Annotated in this window: 11 protein-coding genes and 1 tRNA gene; 6 read left to right on the top strand and 6 right to left on the bottom strand. The window is 70.3% G+C overall.

Annotated features, from left to right (window positions below):
• Positions 1 to 51 precede the first annotated feature (51 nt).
• From pstA to HNQ07_RS16835, 5 genes are all read right to left on the bottom strand, one after another.
• The gene (gene pstA, locus HNQ07_RS16815) at positions 52 to 915 is read right to left on the bottom strand and encodes a phosphate ABC transporter permease PstA (RefSeq protein ID WP_373298093.1); all 864 of its coding nucleotides are present in this window, start codon (positions 913 to 915) and stop codon (positions 52 to 54) included.
• Positions 915 to 1,922, bottom strand: a complete 1,008-nt coding sequence (gene pstC, locus HNQ07_RS16820) for a phosphate ABC transporter permease subunit PstC (RefSeq protein WP_184113876.1) — start codon at positions 1,920 to 1,922, stop codon at positions 915 to 917. The genes pstA and pstC overlap by 1 nt, the downstream gene beginning before the upstream one ends.
• Positions 1,923 to 2,053: 131 nt before the next feature.
• Positions 2,054 to 3,076: a phosphate ABC transporter substrate-binding protein PstS gene (pstS, locus tag HNQ07_RS16825; protein WP_184113877.1), complete on the bottom strand. Its 1,023-nt coding sequence runs from the start codon at positions 3,074 to 3,076 to the stop codon at positions 2,054 to 2,056.
• 163 nt (positions 3,077 to 3,239) lie between these two features.
• Positions 3,240 to 4,484: an MFS transporter gene (locus HNQ07_RS16830; protein WP_229832127.1), complete on the bottom strand. Its 1,245-nt coding sequence runs from the start codon at positions 4,482 to 4,484 to the stop codon at positions 3,240 to 3,242.
• Between the two features lie 88 nt (positions 4,485 to 4,572).
• Positions 4,573 to 4,662, bottom strand: a tRNA-Ser gene (locus tag HNQ07_RS16835).
• A gap of 92 nt (positions 4,663 to 4,754) precedes the next feature.
• Between HNQ07_RS16835 and plsY the strand changes: the two genes are divergently transcribed.
• From plsY to HNQ07_RS16865, 6 genes are all read left to right on the top strand, one after another.
• Positions 4,755 to 5,351 (top strand): glycerol-3-phosphate 1-O-acyltransferase PlsY, encoded by a 597-nt coding sequence (plsY, locus tag HNQ07_RS16840; protein ID WP_184113878.1) that lies wholly within the window; start codon positions 4,755 to 4,757, stop codon positions 5,349 to 5,351.
• Between the two features lie 106 nt (positions 5,352 to 5,457).
• Entirely contained in the window at positions 5,458 to 5,766 is a 309-nt protein-coding gene (locus HNQ07_RS16845; protein WP_184113880.1) for a hypothetical protein, read from the top strand.
• A gap of 290 nt (positions 5,767 to 6,056) precedes the next feature.
• Positions 6,057 to 7,076 (top strand): aspartate-semialdehyde dehydrogenase, encoded by a 1,020-nt coding sequence (locus tag HNQ07_RS16850; RefSeq protein ID WP_184113882.1) that lies wholly within the window; start codon positions 6,057 to 6,059, stop codon positions 7,074 to 7,076.
• 239 nt (positions 7,077 to 7,315) lie between these two features.
• On the top strand, positions 7,316 to 8,257 hold the full coding sequence (locus HNQ07_RS16855; RefSeq protein ID WP_184113884.1) for a dienelactone hydrolase family protein: 942 nt from the start codon (positions 7,316 to 7,318) through the stop codon (positions 8,255 to 8,257).
• A gap of 220 nt (positions 8,258 to 8,477) precedes the next feature.
• Positions 8,478 to 10,280, top strand: a complete 1,803-nt coding sequence (locus HNQ07_RS16860) for an ABC transporter ATP-binding protein (RefSeq protein WP_184113886.1) — start codon at positions 8,478 to 8,480, stop codon at positions 10,278 to 10,280.
• Positions 10,281 to 10,487: 207 nt separating this feature from the next.
• The gene (locus HNQ07_RS16865) at positions 10,488 to 12,278 is read left to right on the top strand and encodes a proline--tRNA ligase (protein ID WP_184113888.1); all 1,791 of its coding nucleotides are present in this window, start codon (positions 10,488 to 10,490) and stop codon (positions 12,276 to 12,278) included.
• A gap of 228 nt (positions 12,279 to 12,506) precedes the next feature.
• Here HNQ07_RS16865 and HNQ07_RS16870 read toward each other — a convergent pair whose 3' ends face one another.
• Positions 12,507 to 13,439 carry an aldo/keto reductase gene (locus HNQ07_RS16870; protein WP_184113890.1) on the bottom strand — a complete coding sequence of 311 codons (933 nt, stop codon included), beginning with the start codon at positions 13,437 to 13,439 and terminating at the stop codon, positions 12,507 to 12,509.
• Between the last annotated feature and the right edge of the window lie 14 nt (positions 13,440 to 13,453).

Here is a 13,453-nt window from a genome sequence, read left to right on the forward strand (position 1 = left end):
GCGTCGGGTGTGCTGCCTGCTCAGAGCTCAGAGCCCAGCGCTCACGTCCCCTTATTTCCGGCGGCTGAAGCGCCGGGCGAGCAGGCTGGTCACGAAGATCAGCACGATCAGCAGCAGCGCGCCGGCCTTGGCGAGGCGCTGGTTCTCGTCGTACGCGCTGGTCGCACCGCGGTAGATCTCGAGCGGCAGGGCGCTCATGGGTTTGGCGGGATTCAGGTTCACGTTCGGGTTGCCGAAGGCGGTGAACAGCAGCGGCGCGGCCTCGCCGGCCACGCGCGCCAGCGCCAGCATGACGCCGGTGACGATGCCCCCGGCGGCGGCCGGCAGCACGATCCGCAGCGTGACCAGCCACTTGGGCAGGCCCAGCGCCAGCCCGGCCTCGCGCACGCTCTGCGGCACGAGTTTCAGGACTTCCTCGCTGGTGCGCACCACGATCGGGATCATCAGGAAGCCCAGCGCGAGCGCGCCCGCGAAGCCGGAGAACCCGAAGTGCAGCACGATCAGGCCGTACGCGACCAGACCCATCACGATGGCGGGGATGCCCGCGAGCACGTCGCTGATCATGCGGACGGTGGGCATCAGCGGGTGGCGGGGGTACTCGGACAGGAAGATCCCGCCGGCCACGCCGACGATCACGCCGATCACGGAGGCCATCAGCAGCATCTCGACGCTGCCGGCGATGGCGTTCAGCAACCCGCCGCCCGTCTCGCCTTCCGGGGCGGGCACCTTGGTGAAGAAGGCGAGGTTCATGGCGCCCAGACCCTCACGCAGCAGGTACACGAAGATCAGGATCAGGGGCGCCACCACGACCAGCGTGGCGAGCAGGATCAGCGCGCCCATCAGCAGGTTCTTCACGCGCCGCGCGGGGCTCAGGGCGGTGGTCGGGCGGGCGGCGGCGGACGTCAGGGCGCTCATCATTGGATTCCCTTGGGCGTCAGGCGGGCGATGATCAGCCGCGCGACGTAGTTCACGAGCACGCTCAGGAAGAACAGCGTCAGGCCGAGCGTCACCACCGACGAGCGGTGCAGCGTCTCACGGGCGTCTCCGAACTGGTTGGCGATCACCGAGGCCATGGTGCTGGCGTTGCCCCAGATGGAGCGCAGCACGTCCTGGCTGTCCCCGATCACCATGGCGACGGCCAGCGTCTCGCCCAGCGCGCGGCCCAGCGCGAGGATCACGCCGCCCAGGATGCCGGCGCGGGCGTAAGGCAAGATGGCGCGCGAGATGACTTCCCACTTGGTCGCGCCCAGCGCGTACATCGCCTCGCGCTGGTCCTGCGGCACCAGCCGGATCACGTCGCGCGCCACCGAGGCGGTGTACGGCAGGATCATGACCGTCAGGATGATGATCGCCAGGGCCAGGCCGCGCCCCGCACCGCTGCTGGGCACGAAGAAGCACTGCAGCGTGGTCTTGTTCTCGGCCCACAGCGCAGCGCACTTGGTGTACAGCGCCAGGCGGTCGGGGTGGTCGGGGCTGAAGAAGGTGATCTGCCAGCGGCCCAGGATGGGCGCGATCACGAACAGGGCCCACAGGCCGTACACCACGCTGGGCACGGCGGCCAGCAGCTCGATCAGGTACCCGACCGGGTTGGCCAGCCACCGGGGCGCGTACTCCGCGACGAACAGGGCGCTCGCGACGGCCAGCGGCACGCTGATCAGCAGCGCGACCAGGCTGGTCACCAGGGTGCCCGCGATCATGCTGGACGCCCCGAACACGCCGGCGACCGGGTTCCACGTGCGCTGCGTGAAGAAGCTCAGGCCGAAGTGTTGCAGGGCGGGCCAGGAATCCCGGGTGAGCTGGTAGATGCTGGTCAGGAAGACCAGCAGGATCACCGAGGCCAGGACCAGGATCAGGCCCTCGAACACGCGGTCGCTGGCGCTCGACAGTCTGGCGGGCGGGGCGGGGCGGGTGGGTTCACTCATGGGATCATGACCTCGGCAGGCATCTGGGCCACAGTTGACCCCGGGATCGTCATGGGCGGGTCAGGCCGGGTCCCGGGGTACGAAAAACGGGCGGCCACGCGTGGTGGACCGCCCCGTAGAGGTTCAGACGTTCAGAACTTCTTGCCGTCGAAGGTCAGGGTGTTGATGATGCTCTTGGCCTTGGCTTCCACGTTGTCCGGCAGCTTGGCGTAGTCCAGGGGCTCGTTGTAGCCCTGCCCGGTGGTGACCATCCACGTCAGGAGCTTCTTGAGCTGCTGCGCCTGCGCCTGGGTGCGGCTGCCGTACTTCTGCTCCTGGTAGAAGATCACGTACGTGAAGCTCGCAATCGGGTAGGCGTCGGCGTTCGCGGAGTTGGTCAGCGACACGCGGGTGTCGGCGGGGATCACGACGCCCTTGGCGGCCATCGCGGCGGGGACGTTGTCGGCCAGCACGTACTTGCCCGCACGGTTCTGCACGCTGCCGTAGGGCAGCTTGTTCTGCTTGGCGTACACCAGTTCCACGTAGCCGATGGCGCCGGGGGTGCTCTTGACCACGCCGGCCACGCCGTCGTTGCCCTTGGCGCCGGTGCCGACCGGCCAGCTCAGCGAGTTGCCCACGCCGACCTTGGTCTTCCACTCGGTGCTGACCTTGCTCAGGTAGTCGCTGAACACGTAGGTCGTGCCCGAGCCGTCGCTGCGGCGGGCGACCGTGATCGGCAGCGGAGCCAGGGTCACGCCGGGGTTCAGCGCGGCGATGGCCTTGTCGTTCCAGGTCTTGATCTTGCCCAGGTAGATGTCCGCGAGCACCTTACCCGTGAACTTCAGGGGCTCGGTCACGCCGGGCAGGTTGTACGCGGGCACCACGGCGCCGATGGCGGTGGGGATGTGCAGCAGCTTGGCGGGCGCCGCCTTCATGGCGTCGTCGCTCATGGGGTTGTCGCTGCCGGCGAAATCCACGGTGCGCTCGGTGATGGCCTTCTGGCCGGCGCCGGAGCCGACCGACTGGTAGTTGACGTCCACACCGGCAGCGTTCTTGTACTCGGCGAACATCTTGGAGTACAGCGGGTACGGGAAGGATGCGCCGGCGCCCGTGAGGCTCTGGGCGGTGGCGGAGCTTGCGACAAGGGCCAGGCCCAAGATCATGATCGTCTTCATACGGTCGTAGCTTGGCGGGCTTGTGTCAGTGCTCCGTCAGGCCGTGTCAAGTCCGTGTCAGCCGCTGGGAGATAGTGCACCAGGCCAGCGCGGTGGGCACGCCCGTGCTGTGGCGGCCACCACCCGGTAGGTCCGTTTGTCAGCCGGGCGTGGCCCTACAGACTCAAGGCGCCTGGGGCCGCGTGCGGGCCAGCACCACGGCCAGACCCAGCAGCGCGGCGTTCAGCACCGCGATCACCACGAACAGCGCGCCCGGCCGCGCGTGGAAGATCACGCCCGCCAGACCCGCCGCGGGAATGGACGCCAGCAGCCCCAGCAGCTGCACGCCCGAGTACAGGTCGGCGCCGCCGCGCGCGGGCAGGCGGGCGAACAGCACCGCGCTCTGGTAGGTCTGCGTCAGGAAGATCGACGCCGCGAGCACCCCCACGACCAGCAGCAGCGCCGCCAGGTTCCCGGCCGGCACCAGCAGCAGCGCCGACGCGCCGAGCAGACCCAGCACCCGCGTGAACACCAGGGTTCGCTCGGCAGGCACGTGCGCGATACGCCGCAGGATCAGGCCGTACATCAGCGCGGTCACGGCGGCCGTCACGACCGGCAGCAGCGACACGCTGTTCACGCTGAAGCCCAGCGCCTCGCGGAAGTACAGGATCTGGAACACGTTCATCTGGTCGATGAACAAGCTCAGCACCGTGAACGCCACCACCTGCGACAGGCCCGGCGCGCGGCGGCCCTCCCACACGTGCGCCACGGTCTGCCGCAGGCTCTGCAGGGGGTGAAGGTCGCGGTGCTCGTGCATGGCCGCCGCGCCGGTGCCGGTCTCCTGCGTGATCGCGTTGCGCCACAGGAACATGACGGTCATGCCCACCCCGCCCAGCGCGTAGTACACCCGCAGCGTCGGCACCACGCCGTATGCCTGCATCACCAGCCCGACCAGGGGCGTGATCAGCCCGCATGTGGCGACGATCAGGTTGATGATGCCGAACACCCGCGCCCGCTGCGACTGCTCGACGTCCTCGATGACCAGCAGGCTCCACGACACCATCACGATGCGGCCCGTGGCGCTCAGGACGCCGGCCAGCAGGAACGCGCCCACGCTGTCCGACAGCGCCCACACGAACATCGGCATCGTCCACGACACCAGGTCCCACCACAGGGTGGTGCGCTTGCGGCCCAGGCGGTTGGTGATCGGCGCGGCCAGCAGCTGGAACACGAAGGAAAACGCCAGCGTGATGGACCCGACCAGCCCGATCTCGGTGCTGCTCAGCCCGACTTCACGCATGTACAGCGGCGTGTAGTACAGCACCACCACCCCAAAGACCGCCCACAGCGGCTCGGTGATGATCGCGCTGCGCGCGTTGCGGGGCAGACCCACCAGGGAGGGCCAGGGACGCCGGACAGCGGTGGACATGGGGAACTCCTGCGGGCAGACGGTCCGGCGGCGAGGGGCGAGGGCAATGAGCGACGCCCCGTGGTGAGAACCATCCGGGGCGCAGAGCTGGCGGAACGGGAGAGATTCGAACTCTCGGTACGGTTGCCCGTACACACGCTTTCCAGGCGTGCCCCTTCAACCACTCGGGCACCGTTCCAGGCGTCCAAGAGAGTAGCAAGGGGTCGCGGGGAAATCAAACCATGACGTTTTCCCCGCCGGGTCCGCAGCCCGCGGGCATACAATCGGCGCGTGACCCTCGTGACCGTGTTCGCCCTGCTGCTGTCGTATCTGCTGGGCTCCATTCCGGCTGCCGCGTGGGTGGCGCGGGCGCGGGGCGTGGACATCCGCACGGTCGGCAGCGGGAACAGCGGCGCGACCAACGTGCTGCGCTCGGTCGGCCGGGGACCGGCGCTGGCGGTCGCGGTGTTCGACATCCTCAAGGGCGCGCTGGCGGTGGTGATCGCGCGGGCGCTGGGGCTGGACCCGCTGTGGTCGGCGCTGTGCGGGCTGGCGGCCGTGATCGGGCACAACTACAGCCCGTTCCTGGGCTTCCGGGGCGGCAAGGGCGTGGCGACCAGCTTCGGCACGCTCGCGGTGATTGACCCGGTGGTGGGGGCGTGCGCGTTCGTGCTGGGCATCTTCACCATGTGGCTCACGCGCTTCGTGTCGGCCGGGAGCATCATCGCGGCGGTCGCGGCGGGCCTCCTGGTCATGGTCATGCAGCGCCCCATATGGATGACCGTGATCGTGCTGCTGCTGGCCGGGCAGTTGGTATGGCTGCACCGGGCGAACATCACGCGGCTGCACGAGGGCACCGAGCGGCGTCTAGGCGAAAAGGTGAAGTGAGGGGACGACCCGGGGACCAGGAGCGCTATCCTGGGCGGGTTACACAGCCCGCTGCCCTGCCCGGACGCCACCCGTCCGTGCCCGCCCCCGTTTCCCGGAGCCCGCTATGTCCGCCAGAATCCGTATCTATGGTCAGGAGGCCGTGTTCAGCCAGGGGCACTGGTCGTGTCCGGACGAGAGCCTGCGGGCCATGCTCGAGGCCCTGGCGGACCCGCGCGCCCTGACCGAGGAGCAGGAGCGCGAGCACGCCCTGTACGCGGCGGGGCGCTACGGCGGCCTGATCGCCACCGAGTACGGCTGGGAGGCCGCGCCGCACCCGGAAGCGGAGATCAAGCTCGAGGACTTCCAGCCGCGCCGCGAGCCGCGCAAGCCGGGCGGCGGCCTGCTGGGCGGCCTGTTCCGCCGCAAGGGCTGACACCGGTCACCACATCTGTTGAGGGAAAACCTTCAACAGATGTGGTGCGAGCAGAGCGAGTGACCGCCACAGACAGCCGCCTTCGTGGAATTGATGGCGGGACACCGCCACCATCAATGCAACGGAGCACCGCTGTGAGCGCGCCATAGACGTGGCGCTTGACCCCCCGCGCCGCAGCGTCTACCCTGACCGGCATGAACGCCCGCCCGACCACCATTACCCCGTGAGGGCGGTGTCGTGACGGCAGCCGCCCCGCAGGACTTGCGGGGCGGATTTTTTATGGAGGACGTATGCGCGTAGCGATCGTCGGAGCGACCGGAGCGGTGGGACACGAACTTCTGAAGGTGCTGGAGACCAGCCGTCTGCAGTTTGACGAGCTGCTGCTGTACGCCTCGCCGCGCAGCGCGGGCAGCACCCTGCCCTTCCTTGGCCGCGACCTGACCGTGCAGGCCACCCCCGAGGGCGCCATCGACGCGGACGTGATCCTAGCGTCGGCGGGCGGCAGCATCAGCAAGGAAAAGGCCCCGAAGTGGGTGGAGGGCGGCGCGGTCGTGATCGACAACTCCAGCGCCTTCCGCTACGACGAGGGCGTGCCGCTGGTGGTGCCCGAGGTGAACGGCGACGCCGCCCTGACGCACCGGGGCATCATCGCCAACCCGAACTGCACCACGGCCATCGCGGTGGTCGCCGTGGCTCCCATCCACCGGGCGTACGGCGTCCGGCGCATGATCGTCAGCACGTACCAGGCGACCAGCGGCGCGGGCGCCAAGGGCATGGACGAGCTGCTGGAGCAGACGCGCGTGGAACTGGACGGCGGGCAGGCGCAGGCGAGCGTGTTCGCGCACCCGATTCCCTTCAACGTGATCCCGCACATCGACGCCTTCCAGGACAACGGCTACACCAAGGAGGAGATGAAGGTCGTGTGGGAGACCCGCAAGATCCTCGGGGACGACTCCCCGCTGATCTCGTGCACCGCCGTGCGGATTCCCACGCTGCGCACGCACAGCGAGGCGATCACGCTGGAACTGGAGCGGCCCGCCGCCCCGGAGGACGTGCGCGCCCTGCTGGCCGGCGCCGCCGGCGTCGAGGTGCGCGACGATCCTGCCGGCAAGCTCTACCCCATGCCGCTGACCGCGAGCGGCAAGTACGACGTGGAGGTCGGGCGTATCCGGGAATCGCTGGTGTTCGAGGGCGGCATCGACCTGTTCGTGTCGGGCGACCAGCTCCTCAAGGGTGCGGCGCTGAACGCGGTGCAGATCGCGGAGTACCTGCAACAGAAGGGCGCCCTGAAAGCCCGTCAGCGCGCCTGACCGCTGCTGCCCACTGCTGGAGGCCTCCCCGCGCGGGAGGCCTTCGCCGTTCCGGCCGGGTCCAGGGCCCCGGGTCGGCGTCTGCACGAAACATTGACAAAGCCCTGTCAAGGTGAGGAATACGACAGCGCCGACCCATCCCCCGCCCGCGCACCACGAGCCGAGCCGGCCCCGTTGTCCCGAGTGGCCCCCGCGCCACCGCTGTCGCCCGGCCCGCCCCCCACCCTGGAGGACTGACCATGACCGAATACAAGCAGGACCTGTTCCGTTACGTCGCCGAGGAGTTCGCGGAGGACTACCACGAGGGCGAGCTGCAACGCCGCGAGTTCCTGCGCCGCATGACCCTGCTGGGCGGCGGCGTGGTCGGTGCGCGCACCCTGATCGCGTCGCTGGGGATCGCGGGCATCAGCGCGGCCGAACTGGCGCAGGCCCAGACCGCGCCGCCGCAGCCCGACCAGGCGAGTGGCGCGGGCATGGTCGATCCGCGCGACCCGGCCATCAAGGTCGGGCCGGTGACGTACGAGGCGCGCGGCTTCACCCAGCTCGCCTACCTCGCGCGGCCCGCTGGGAACGCGCCGGCCCCCGGCATCGTGGTCATCCACGAGAACAAGGGGCTGCAACCGCACATCCAGGACGTCGCGCGGCGGCTGGCGAAGGCGGGGTACATCGCGCTGGCGCCGGACCTGGTGTCCAAGATCGGCGGCACCGCGCAGTACATCGACACCGCACAGATCAGCTCGTACCTCGCGCAGGTCTCCGGCGACGAGCACGTGGCGAACCTCAAGGAGGCCGTGGCCGTCCTGCAAAAACAGCCGGGCGTGCAGGGCATCGGGGCGATCGGCTTCTGCTTCGGCGGTGGGCTGGCGTGGCGGCTCTCGACGGAGGTGCCGGAGCTGAGGGCAGTCGTGCCGTTCTACGGCCCCGCGCCAGACACCGCCAAGGTCAAGGACATCAAGGCGGCGGTGCTCGGCGTGTACGGCGCGAACGACACCCGCATCAACGCCGGCATTCCGCAGCTGGAAACGGCGCTCAAGGCCGCCGGCACCCGCTACGGCATCAAGGTCTACGAGGGCGCCGGGCACGCCTTCAACAACGACACCGGCCAGAACTACGTGAAGTCGGCCGCCGACGCCGCGTGGGCCGACGCCATGGCGTGGTTCAAGCAGTACCTGAACAGCTGAGCCGACGGATGGGGGGCGCGGGGGCCAGAAGGTGCGGCCCGCCGCGCCCCTCTCCTGTTTCCTCCCGCTCGGCCATTGCGCTTACCGCGTGGCGGGCGTGGCGCGGTAGCCTGGGCCGGTGCGCTCCCCGTGAGCGCGGCCCCCGGAGGGAGACCATGACGCACCTCGTTCTGACCAGCCGACTTCGCACCCGCGCCCGTACCGGAGGCCAGAACGCTTCATGCTGCACACCCGCCCGGGGCCGACGCCCCATGTAAGTCCTGCTCCCGAATCCGACGCCGCCCGCTCCCGGCGGTACCTGCGGACATTTCTCTCGTACTACCGGCCATACCGCCGGCTGCTGCTGGCCGACCTCGCCTGCGCGTTCGTGGTGGCGGGGATCGCAGTGGTGGTGCCGCTGCTGGTCCGGTACATCACCGGCGAGTTGCTGGCCGCTGCGCCGCCCACCCTGCCCGGCCCCATCGTCGCGGTCGGGGCGGCCATGCTCGGCCTGCTGGTCGTGCAGGTCGCGTGCGACACCTTCGTGGACGTGCAGGGGCACATGATGGGCACCCTGATCGAGCGCGACATGCGCCGCGACCTGTTCGACCACTACCAGCGCCTGCCGCGGCGCTTCCACGACACGCAGCGCACCGGCCAGCTGCTGTCGCGGCTGACGGGCGACCTGGAGGCGATCAGCGAACTCGCCCACCACGGCCCCGAGGACGTGCTGATCGCCGTGATCAAGTTCGTGGGCACCTTCGCGGTGCTGCTCCAGGTCACGCCCGGCCTGACCGGCGTGATCTTCGCGCTGCTGCCGGTGATGCTGGTCTACGCCCTGCGCTTCCACCGCCGCCTGAGCGCCGCGTACCTGCGGGGCCGCGAGCGCATGGGCGACGTGAACGCGCAGGTCGAGGACTCGCTGGCCGGCATCCGGGTGGTGCAGTCGTTTGCCGGCGAGACCGCCGAGGCACGCAAGTTTGCCCTAGAGAATGCGCGTTTCGTGCAGACGCGGCGCGACGTCTTCCGCAACGAGGCGTGGTTTCACCAGGGCGTCCAGACCTTCACGGGCCTGCTGACCATTCTGGTGGTCGTGCTGGGCGGGGTGCTGATCGCCCGCCGCGACCTGGCGCTGGCGGACCTGCTCACCGCCCTGCTGCTGGTCGGCGTGCTGGTCGATCCGGTGCAGCGCTTCGTGAACTTCGCCCGCGTGGCTCAGGAGGGTCTGCCGGGCTTCACACGCTTCATGCAGATCATGGACCTTCAGCCGGAGATCGCGGACGCCCCGCACGCCACGCCATTGACAGGCGTGCGCGGCCGGATCGAGTTCCGCGACGTGTCCTTCGCGTATGCCGAGGACGGCGAACACGTCCTGCGCGGCCTGAACCTGAGGGTCCAGCCCGGCGAGACCGTGGCGCTGGTCGGGCCGTCCGGGGCCGGCAAGTCCACGCTGTGCGCCCTGATTCCCCGCTTCTACGAGGTCACGGCCGGCAGCATATTGATCGACGGCCACGACGTGCGGGACGTGACGCTCGCGTCGCTGCGCCGGCAGATCGGGGTGGTGCCGCAGGACGTGTACCTGTTCGCGGGCAGTGTGGCCGACAACATCCGCTACGGCCGCCCGGACGCCACCGACGCCGAGGTCGAGGCCGCCGCGCGCCGCGCGCACGCGCACGACTTCATCCGCGCCCTGCCACTGGGCTACGACACCGAGGTCGGGCAGCGCGGCGTGATGCTCTCCGGCGGGCAGCGCCAGCGCCTCAGCCTCGCCCGCGCGTTCCTGACAGACCCGCCGATCCTGCTCCTCGACGAGGCGACCAGCGCCCTGGACACCGGCAGCGAGCGCGCGGTGCAGGCCGCCCTGGAAACCCTGCGTGGCCACCGCACCCAGCTGGTGATCGCCCACCGCCTGTCGACCGTCCGCACCGCCGACCGCATCGTGGTGCTCACCGAGGACGGCATCGTCGAGGACGGCACGCACGCCCAGCTCCTGGCGCGCGGCGGCGCGTACGCCCAGCTGTATGACTCGGGACAGGCCGTCTAGGCGATTGACGCCCGGCGCGCCCAGCCGCTAAGCTCCGCGGCATGAGCGGCCAGACGACCCCCGACGCCTCCATCCGGTTCCGGGTGGGGCGTGTCGGAGCGGGCCTGCCCGTGCTCCCGCCACCCTCCGGGGTGTAACCGCGTCACGTGCCGCCGCGCGTCCTGGTGACGCCGACCACCGCCGTTGCATTCACAGAGGAGACATACCATGCGGACATCGCAGGGACTGTTCGTGACGTGGCGCGACGCGCCCGCTGACGCCGAGACGAGGGGCATCCGGGCGCTGAGCCGTGCCGGATTCGTGAAGAAGGTCGGGGCGGGCCTGTACGCCCATTTGCCGCTGATGACCCGGGTGATGGCCCGGCTGGAAACGCTGCTGCGCCGGGAACTGGAGGGCGCGGCGCAGGAGGTGGACTTCCCGCTGCTGCAACCGCAGGCCCTGTGGCAGCAGTCGGGCCGCTGGGACGCGTACACGCGCGCCGAGGGCATCATGTTCACCGTCACGGACCGCGCCGGTCGCGCGCACGCCCTGGGGCCGACACACGAGGAACTGGCCGCGTCCGTGGTGGGCGACGTGGCGCGCAGTTACCGCGACCTGCCGCTGTGCGTGTACCAGATCGGCCGCAAATTCCGCGACGAGCTGCGGCCCCGCGCCGGCCTGCTGCGCACGCAGGAGTTCGTCATGAAGGACGCGTATTCGTTCCACACGACGCCTGACGACCTCGCCGCGCAGTTTTGCGCCATGAGCGACGTGTACGCCCGCGTCCTGACCCGGCTGGGCGTGCCGTGGCGGGCGGTCGAGGCGGACAGCGGCAGCATCGGCGGCACCGGCAGCCGCGAGTTCATGCTGCTCTCCGACGTGGGCGAGGACGAGGTGCTCTACAGCCCGGACGGCCAGTACGCCGCGAACGCGGAGCGCGCCGTGGGCCGCGCGGCGGACCCCGGTCCGTCGCCGTTTGCGGGCGCGACACGCCGCCGCACGCCGGACGCCGGCACGGTCGAGGCGGCCTGCGCCGCGCTGGGGTGCGCGCCGGGCCACATGGTCAAGAACGTCCTGCTGCTCGCCACCTTCGCCCGGCCGGACGCCGATGACCGCGTGCCGGTGCTCGTCAGCGTGCGCGGCGACGATAGCGTGAACACCGTGAAGGTCTGGAACGCCGTGCAGGAACGCGCCGGGCAGGTCGGGGGCGGCACCCTTCTGCGCCTTGACGCGGCCGGGCCGGACATCTGGGCCGATCCGGCCGCGGTGCCGCTCGGCTATGTCGCCCCGGACCTTCCGGACGAAGTCCTTGCCCGCCAGGACACGCTGCACCCGGATTTCCTGCGCCTGTGCGACCGCGAGGCTGCCGCCCTGCGCGACTTCGCCACCGGCGCCAACGAGACCGGCTGGCACGTCACGGGCGCCAACTGGCACGCCCAGTACCGCCTGCCGGACATCGTGGATCTCCGGCAGGCCCGCGCCGGCGACGCGTGCCGGCACGATCCGGCCCAGCACCTCCAGGCGGCCCGCGCCATCGAGGTCGGGCACGTCTTCCAGCTCGGCACCCGCTACACGGACGCCCTGAACATCACCGTAAGCGGTCCGGACGGCACGCCCCAGCCGGTGTTCATGGGCTGTTACGGGCTGGGCGTCACCCGCCTCGTGCAGGCCGTCGCTGAGGTGCACAATGACGAGCGCGGCCTAGTGTGGCCGGAGATCATCGCGCCCTACCACGTGGTCCTCACCGTCGTGAACATGCAGGACGCCGCGCAGGCACAGGCCGCCGGCCAGCTCTACGCGGACCTGCGCGCCGCCGGGGTCGACGTCCTGCTCGACGACCGCGACGAGCGGCCCGGCGTGAAGTTCGCGGACGCGGAGTTGTGGGGCATTCCGTGGCGCGTCACCATCGGCCGGGCGCTGGACCGCGGCGAGGTCGAGATCCAGGAACGGACATCGGGCCATGTCGAGACGATGCCCATCCGCGACGCGGTGACGTGGCTGGGCGAGCGGGGGACGTGACGCTCCAGAGGCCACTCAAGCCAAGCAGGAAAATCCGAAGCGTCCCACCCTGCGCCTGACTCAAAGCCGTCGTGCGCGAAGGGCGCGAGCGCTGACGATACCGATACACGTCCACGGCCGCTCGCTGACGAGGTCCCCTTACAGGTCAGCCCGAGCAAGACGGCGACTGCCTGCCGAGCGCCGCTCCCCTGCCCTCCGGGGTGAGCGGGAGGGGGCAACCGCAAACCCTCAGCCCGTGATCCGGTCGACCTCCGCCAGGTCGTCGGCCGACAGCACCCACCCGGCCGCCCCGACGTTCGCGTCGATCTGGCCGGGTTTGGTCGCGCCGGCGATCACGGAACTCGTCACGTCGAACGACAGCAGCCAGCTGAACGCGAGTTCCAGCAGCGTGTGTCCGCGCCCCTCCGCGAAGGCGCGCAGCTTCTCCACGGCGTCCCAGTTGTGCGCGTTCAGGTAGCGCTGCTGCGCGCCCTCGGAGCCGGTGATGCGCGCACCCTCGGGCAGGGGCTCGTCGCGGCGGTACTTGCCGGTCAGCAGGCCGCTGGCGAGCGGGAAGTACGGCAGCAGGCCCAGATCCAGTTCCTTCATGGTGGGCACGAGGTCCTGCTCGATGCCGCGCACGAGCAGGCTGTGTTCGTCCTGGCAGGAGGTGAAGCGCGCCCAGCCGTGCTGCCGGGCGGCGGCGTCGGCGGCGCGCACGCCGGCCGCGTCCATGTTCGACACGCCGATATGGCGCACGAGGCCCGCCTGCACCGCGTCGTTCAGCGCGCCAAGGGTGTCCTCGATGGGGGTGGCGGGGTCCGGGGTGTGGAGCTGGTACAGGTCGAGGTGATCGGTGCCCAGGCGCCGCAGGCTGGCTTCCAGGGCCTGCCGGACGTACTCGGGCCGGCCACCCTTGCGGCCGTCGCCCATGTCGTGCCCGAACTTGCTGGCCAGGACGATGTCCGCGCGCTGCGCGCCGAGGGCCTTGCCGAGCATCTCCTCGCTGCCGCCGCGGTTGCCGTACACGTCGGCGGTGTCGAAGAGGGTGATGCCGGCGTCCAGGGCGCGCCGCACGACGGCGTCGGTGCCGGCCTGGTCGAGCCGGCCACCGAAGTTGTTGCAGCCCAGCCCGACGACGGAGACGGAGAGGCCGGAGTGACCGAGGGTTCTGGTGTGCATGGCCGCATGCTAGG

Source organism: Deinococcus metalli (genome assembly GCF_014201805.1).
In the GTDB taxonomy this organism is placed as follows: Bacteria; Deinococcota; Deinococci; order Deinococcales; family Deinococcaceae; genus Deinococcus; species Deinococcus metalli.

Coding starts and splice junctions, on each gene's coding strand:
- pstA (WP_373298093.1), bottom strand. CDS start 915: ATGAGCGCCCTGACGTCCGCCGCCGCCCGCCCGACCACCGCCCTGAGC.
- pstC (WP_184113876.1), bottom strand. CDS start 1,922: ATGAGTGAACCCACCCGCCCCGCCCCGCCCGCCAGACTGTCGAGCGCC.
- pstS (WP_184113877.1), bottom strand. CDS start 3,076: ATGAAGACGATCATGATCTTGGGCCTGGCCCTTGTCGCAAGCTCCGCC.
- HNQ07_RS16830 (WP_229832127.1), bottom strand. CDS start 4,484: ATGTCCACCGCTGTCCGGCGTCCCTGGCCCTCCCTGGTGGGTCTGCCC.
- HNQ07_RS16845 (WP_184113880.1), top strand. CDS start 5,458: ATGTCCGCCAGAATCCGTATCTATGGTCAGGAGGCCGTGTTCAGCCAG.
- HNQ07_RS16850 (WP_184113882.1), top strand. CDS start 6,057: ATGCGCGTAGCGATCGTCGGAGCGACCGGAGCGGTGGGACACGAACTT.
- HNQ07_RS16855 (WP_184113884.1), top strand. CDS start 7,316: ATGACCGAATACAAGCAGGACCTGTTCCGTTACGTCGCCGAGGAGTTC.
- HNQ07_RS16860 (WP_184113886.1), top strand. CDS start 8,478: ATGCTGCACACCCGCCCGGGGCCGACGCCCCATGTAAGTCCTGCTCCC.
- HNQ07_RS16865 (WP_184113888.1), top strand. CDS start 10,488: ATGCGGACATCGCAGGGACTGTTCGTGACGTGGCGCGACGCGCCCGCT.
- HNQ07_RS16870 (WP_184113890.1), bottom strand. CDS start 13,439: ATGCACACCAGAACCCTCGGTCACTCCGGCCTCTCCGTCTCCGTCGTC.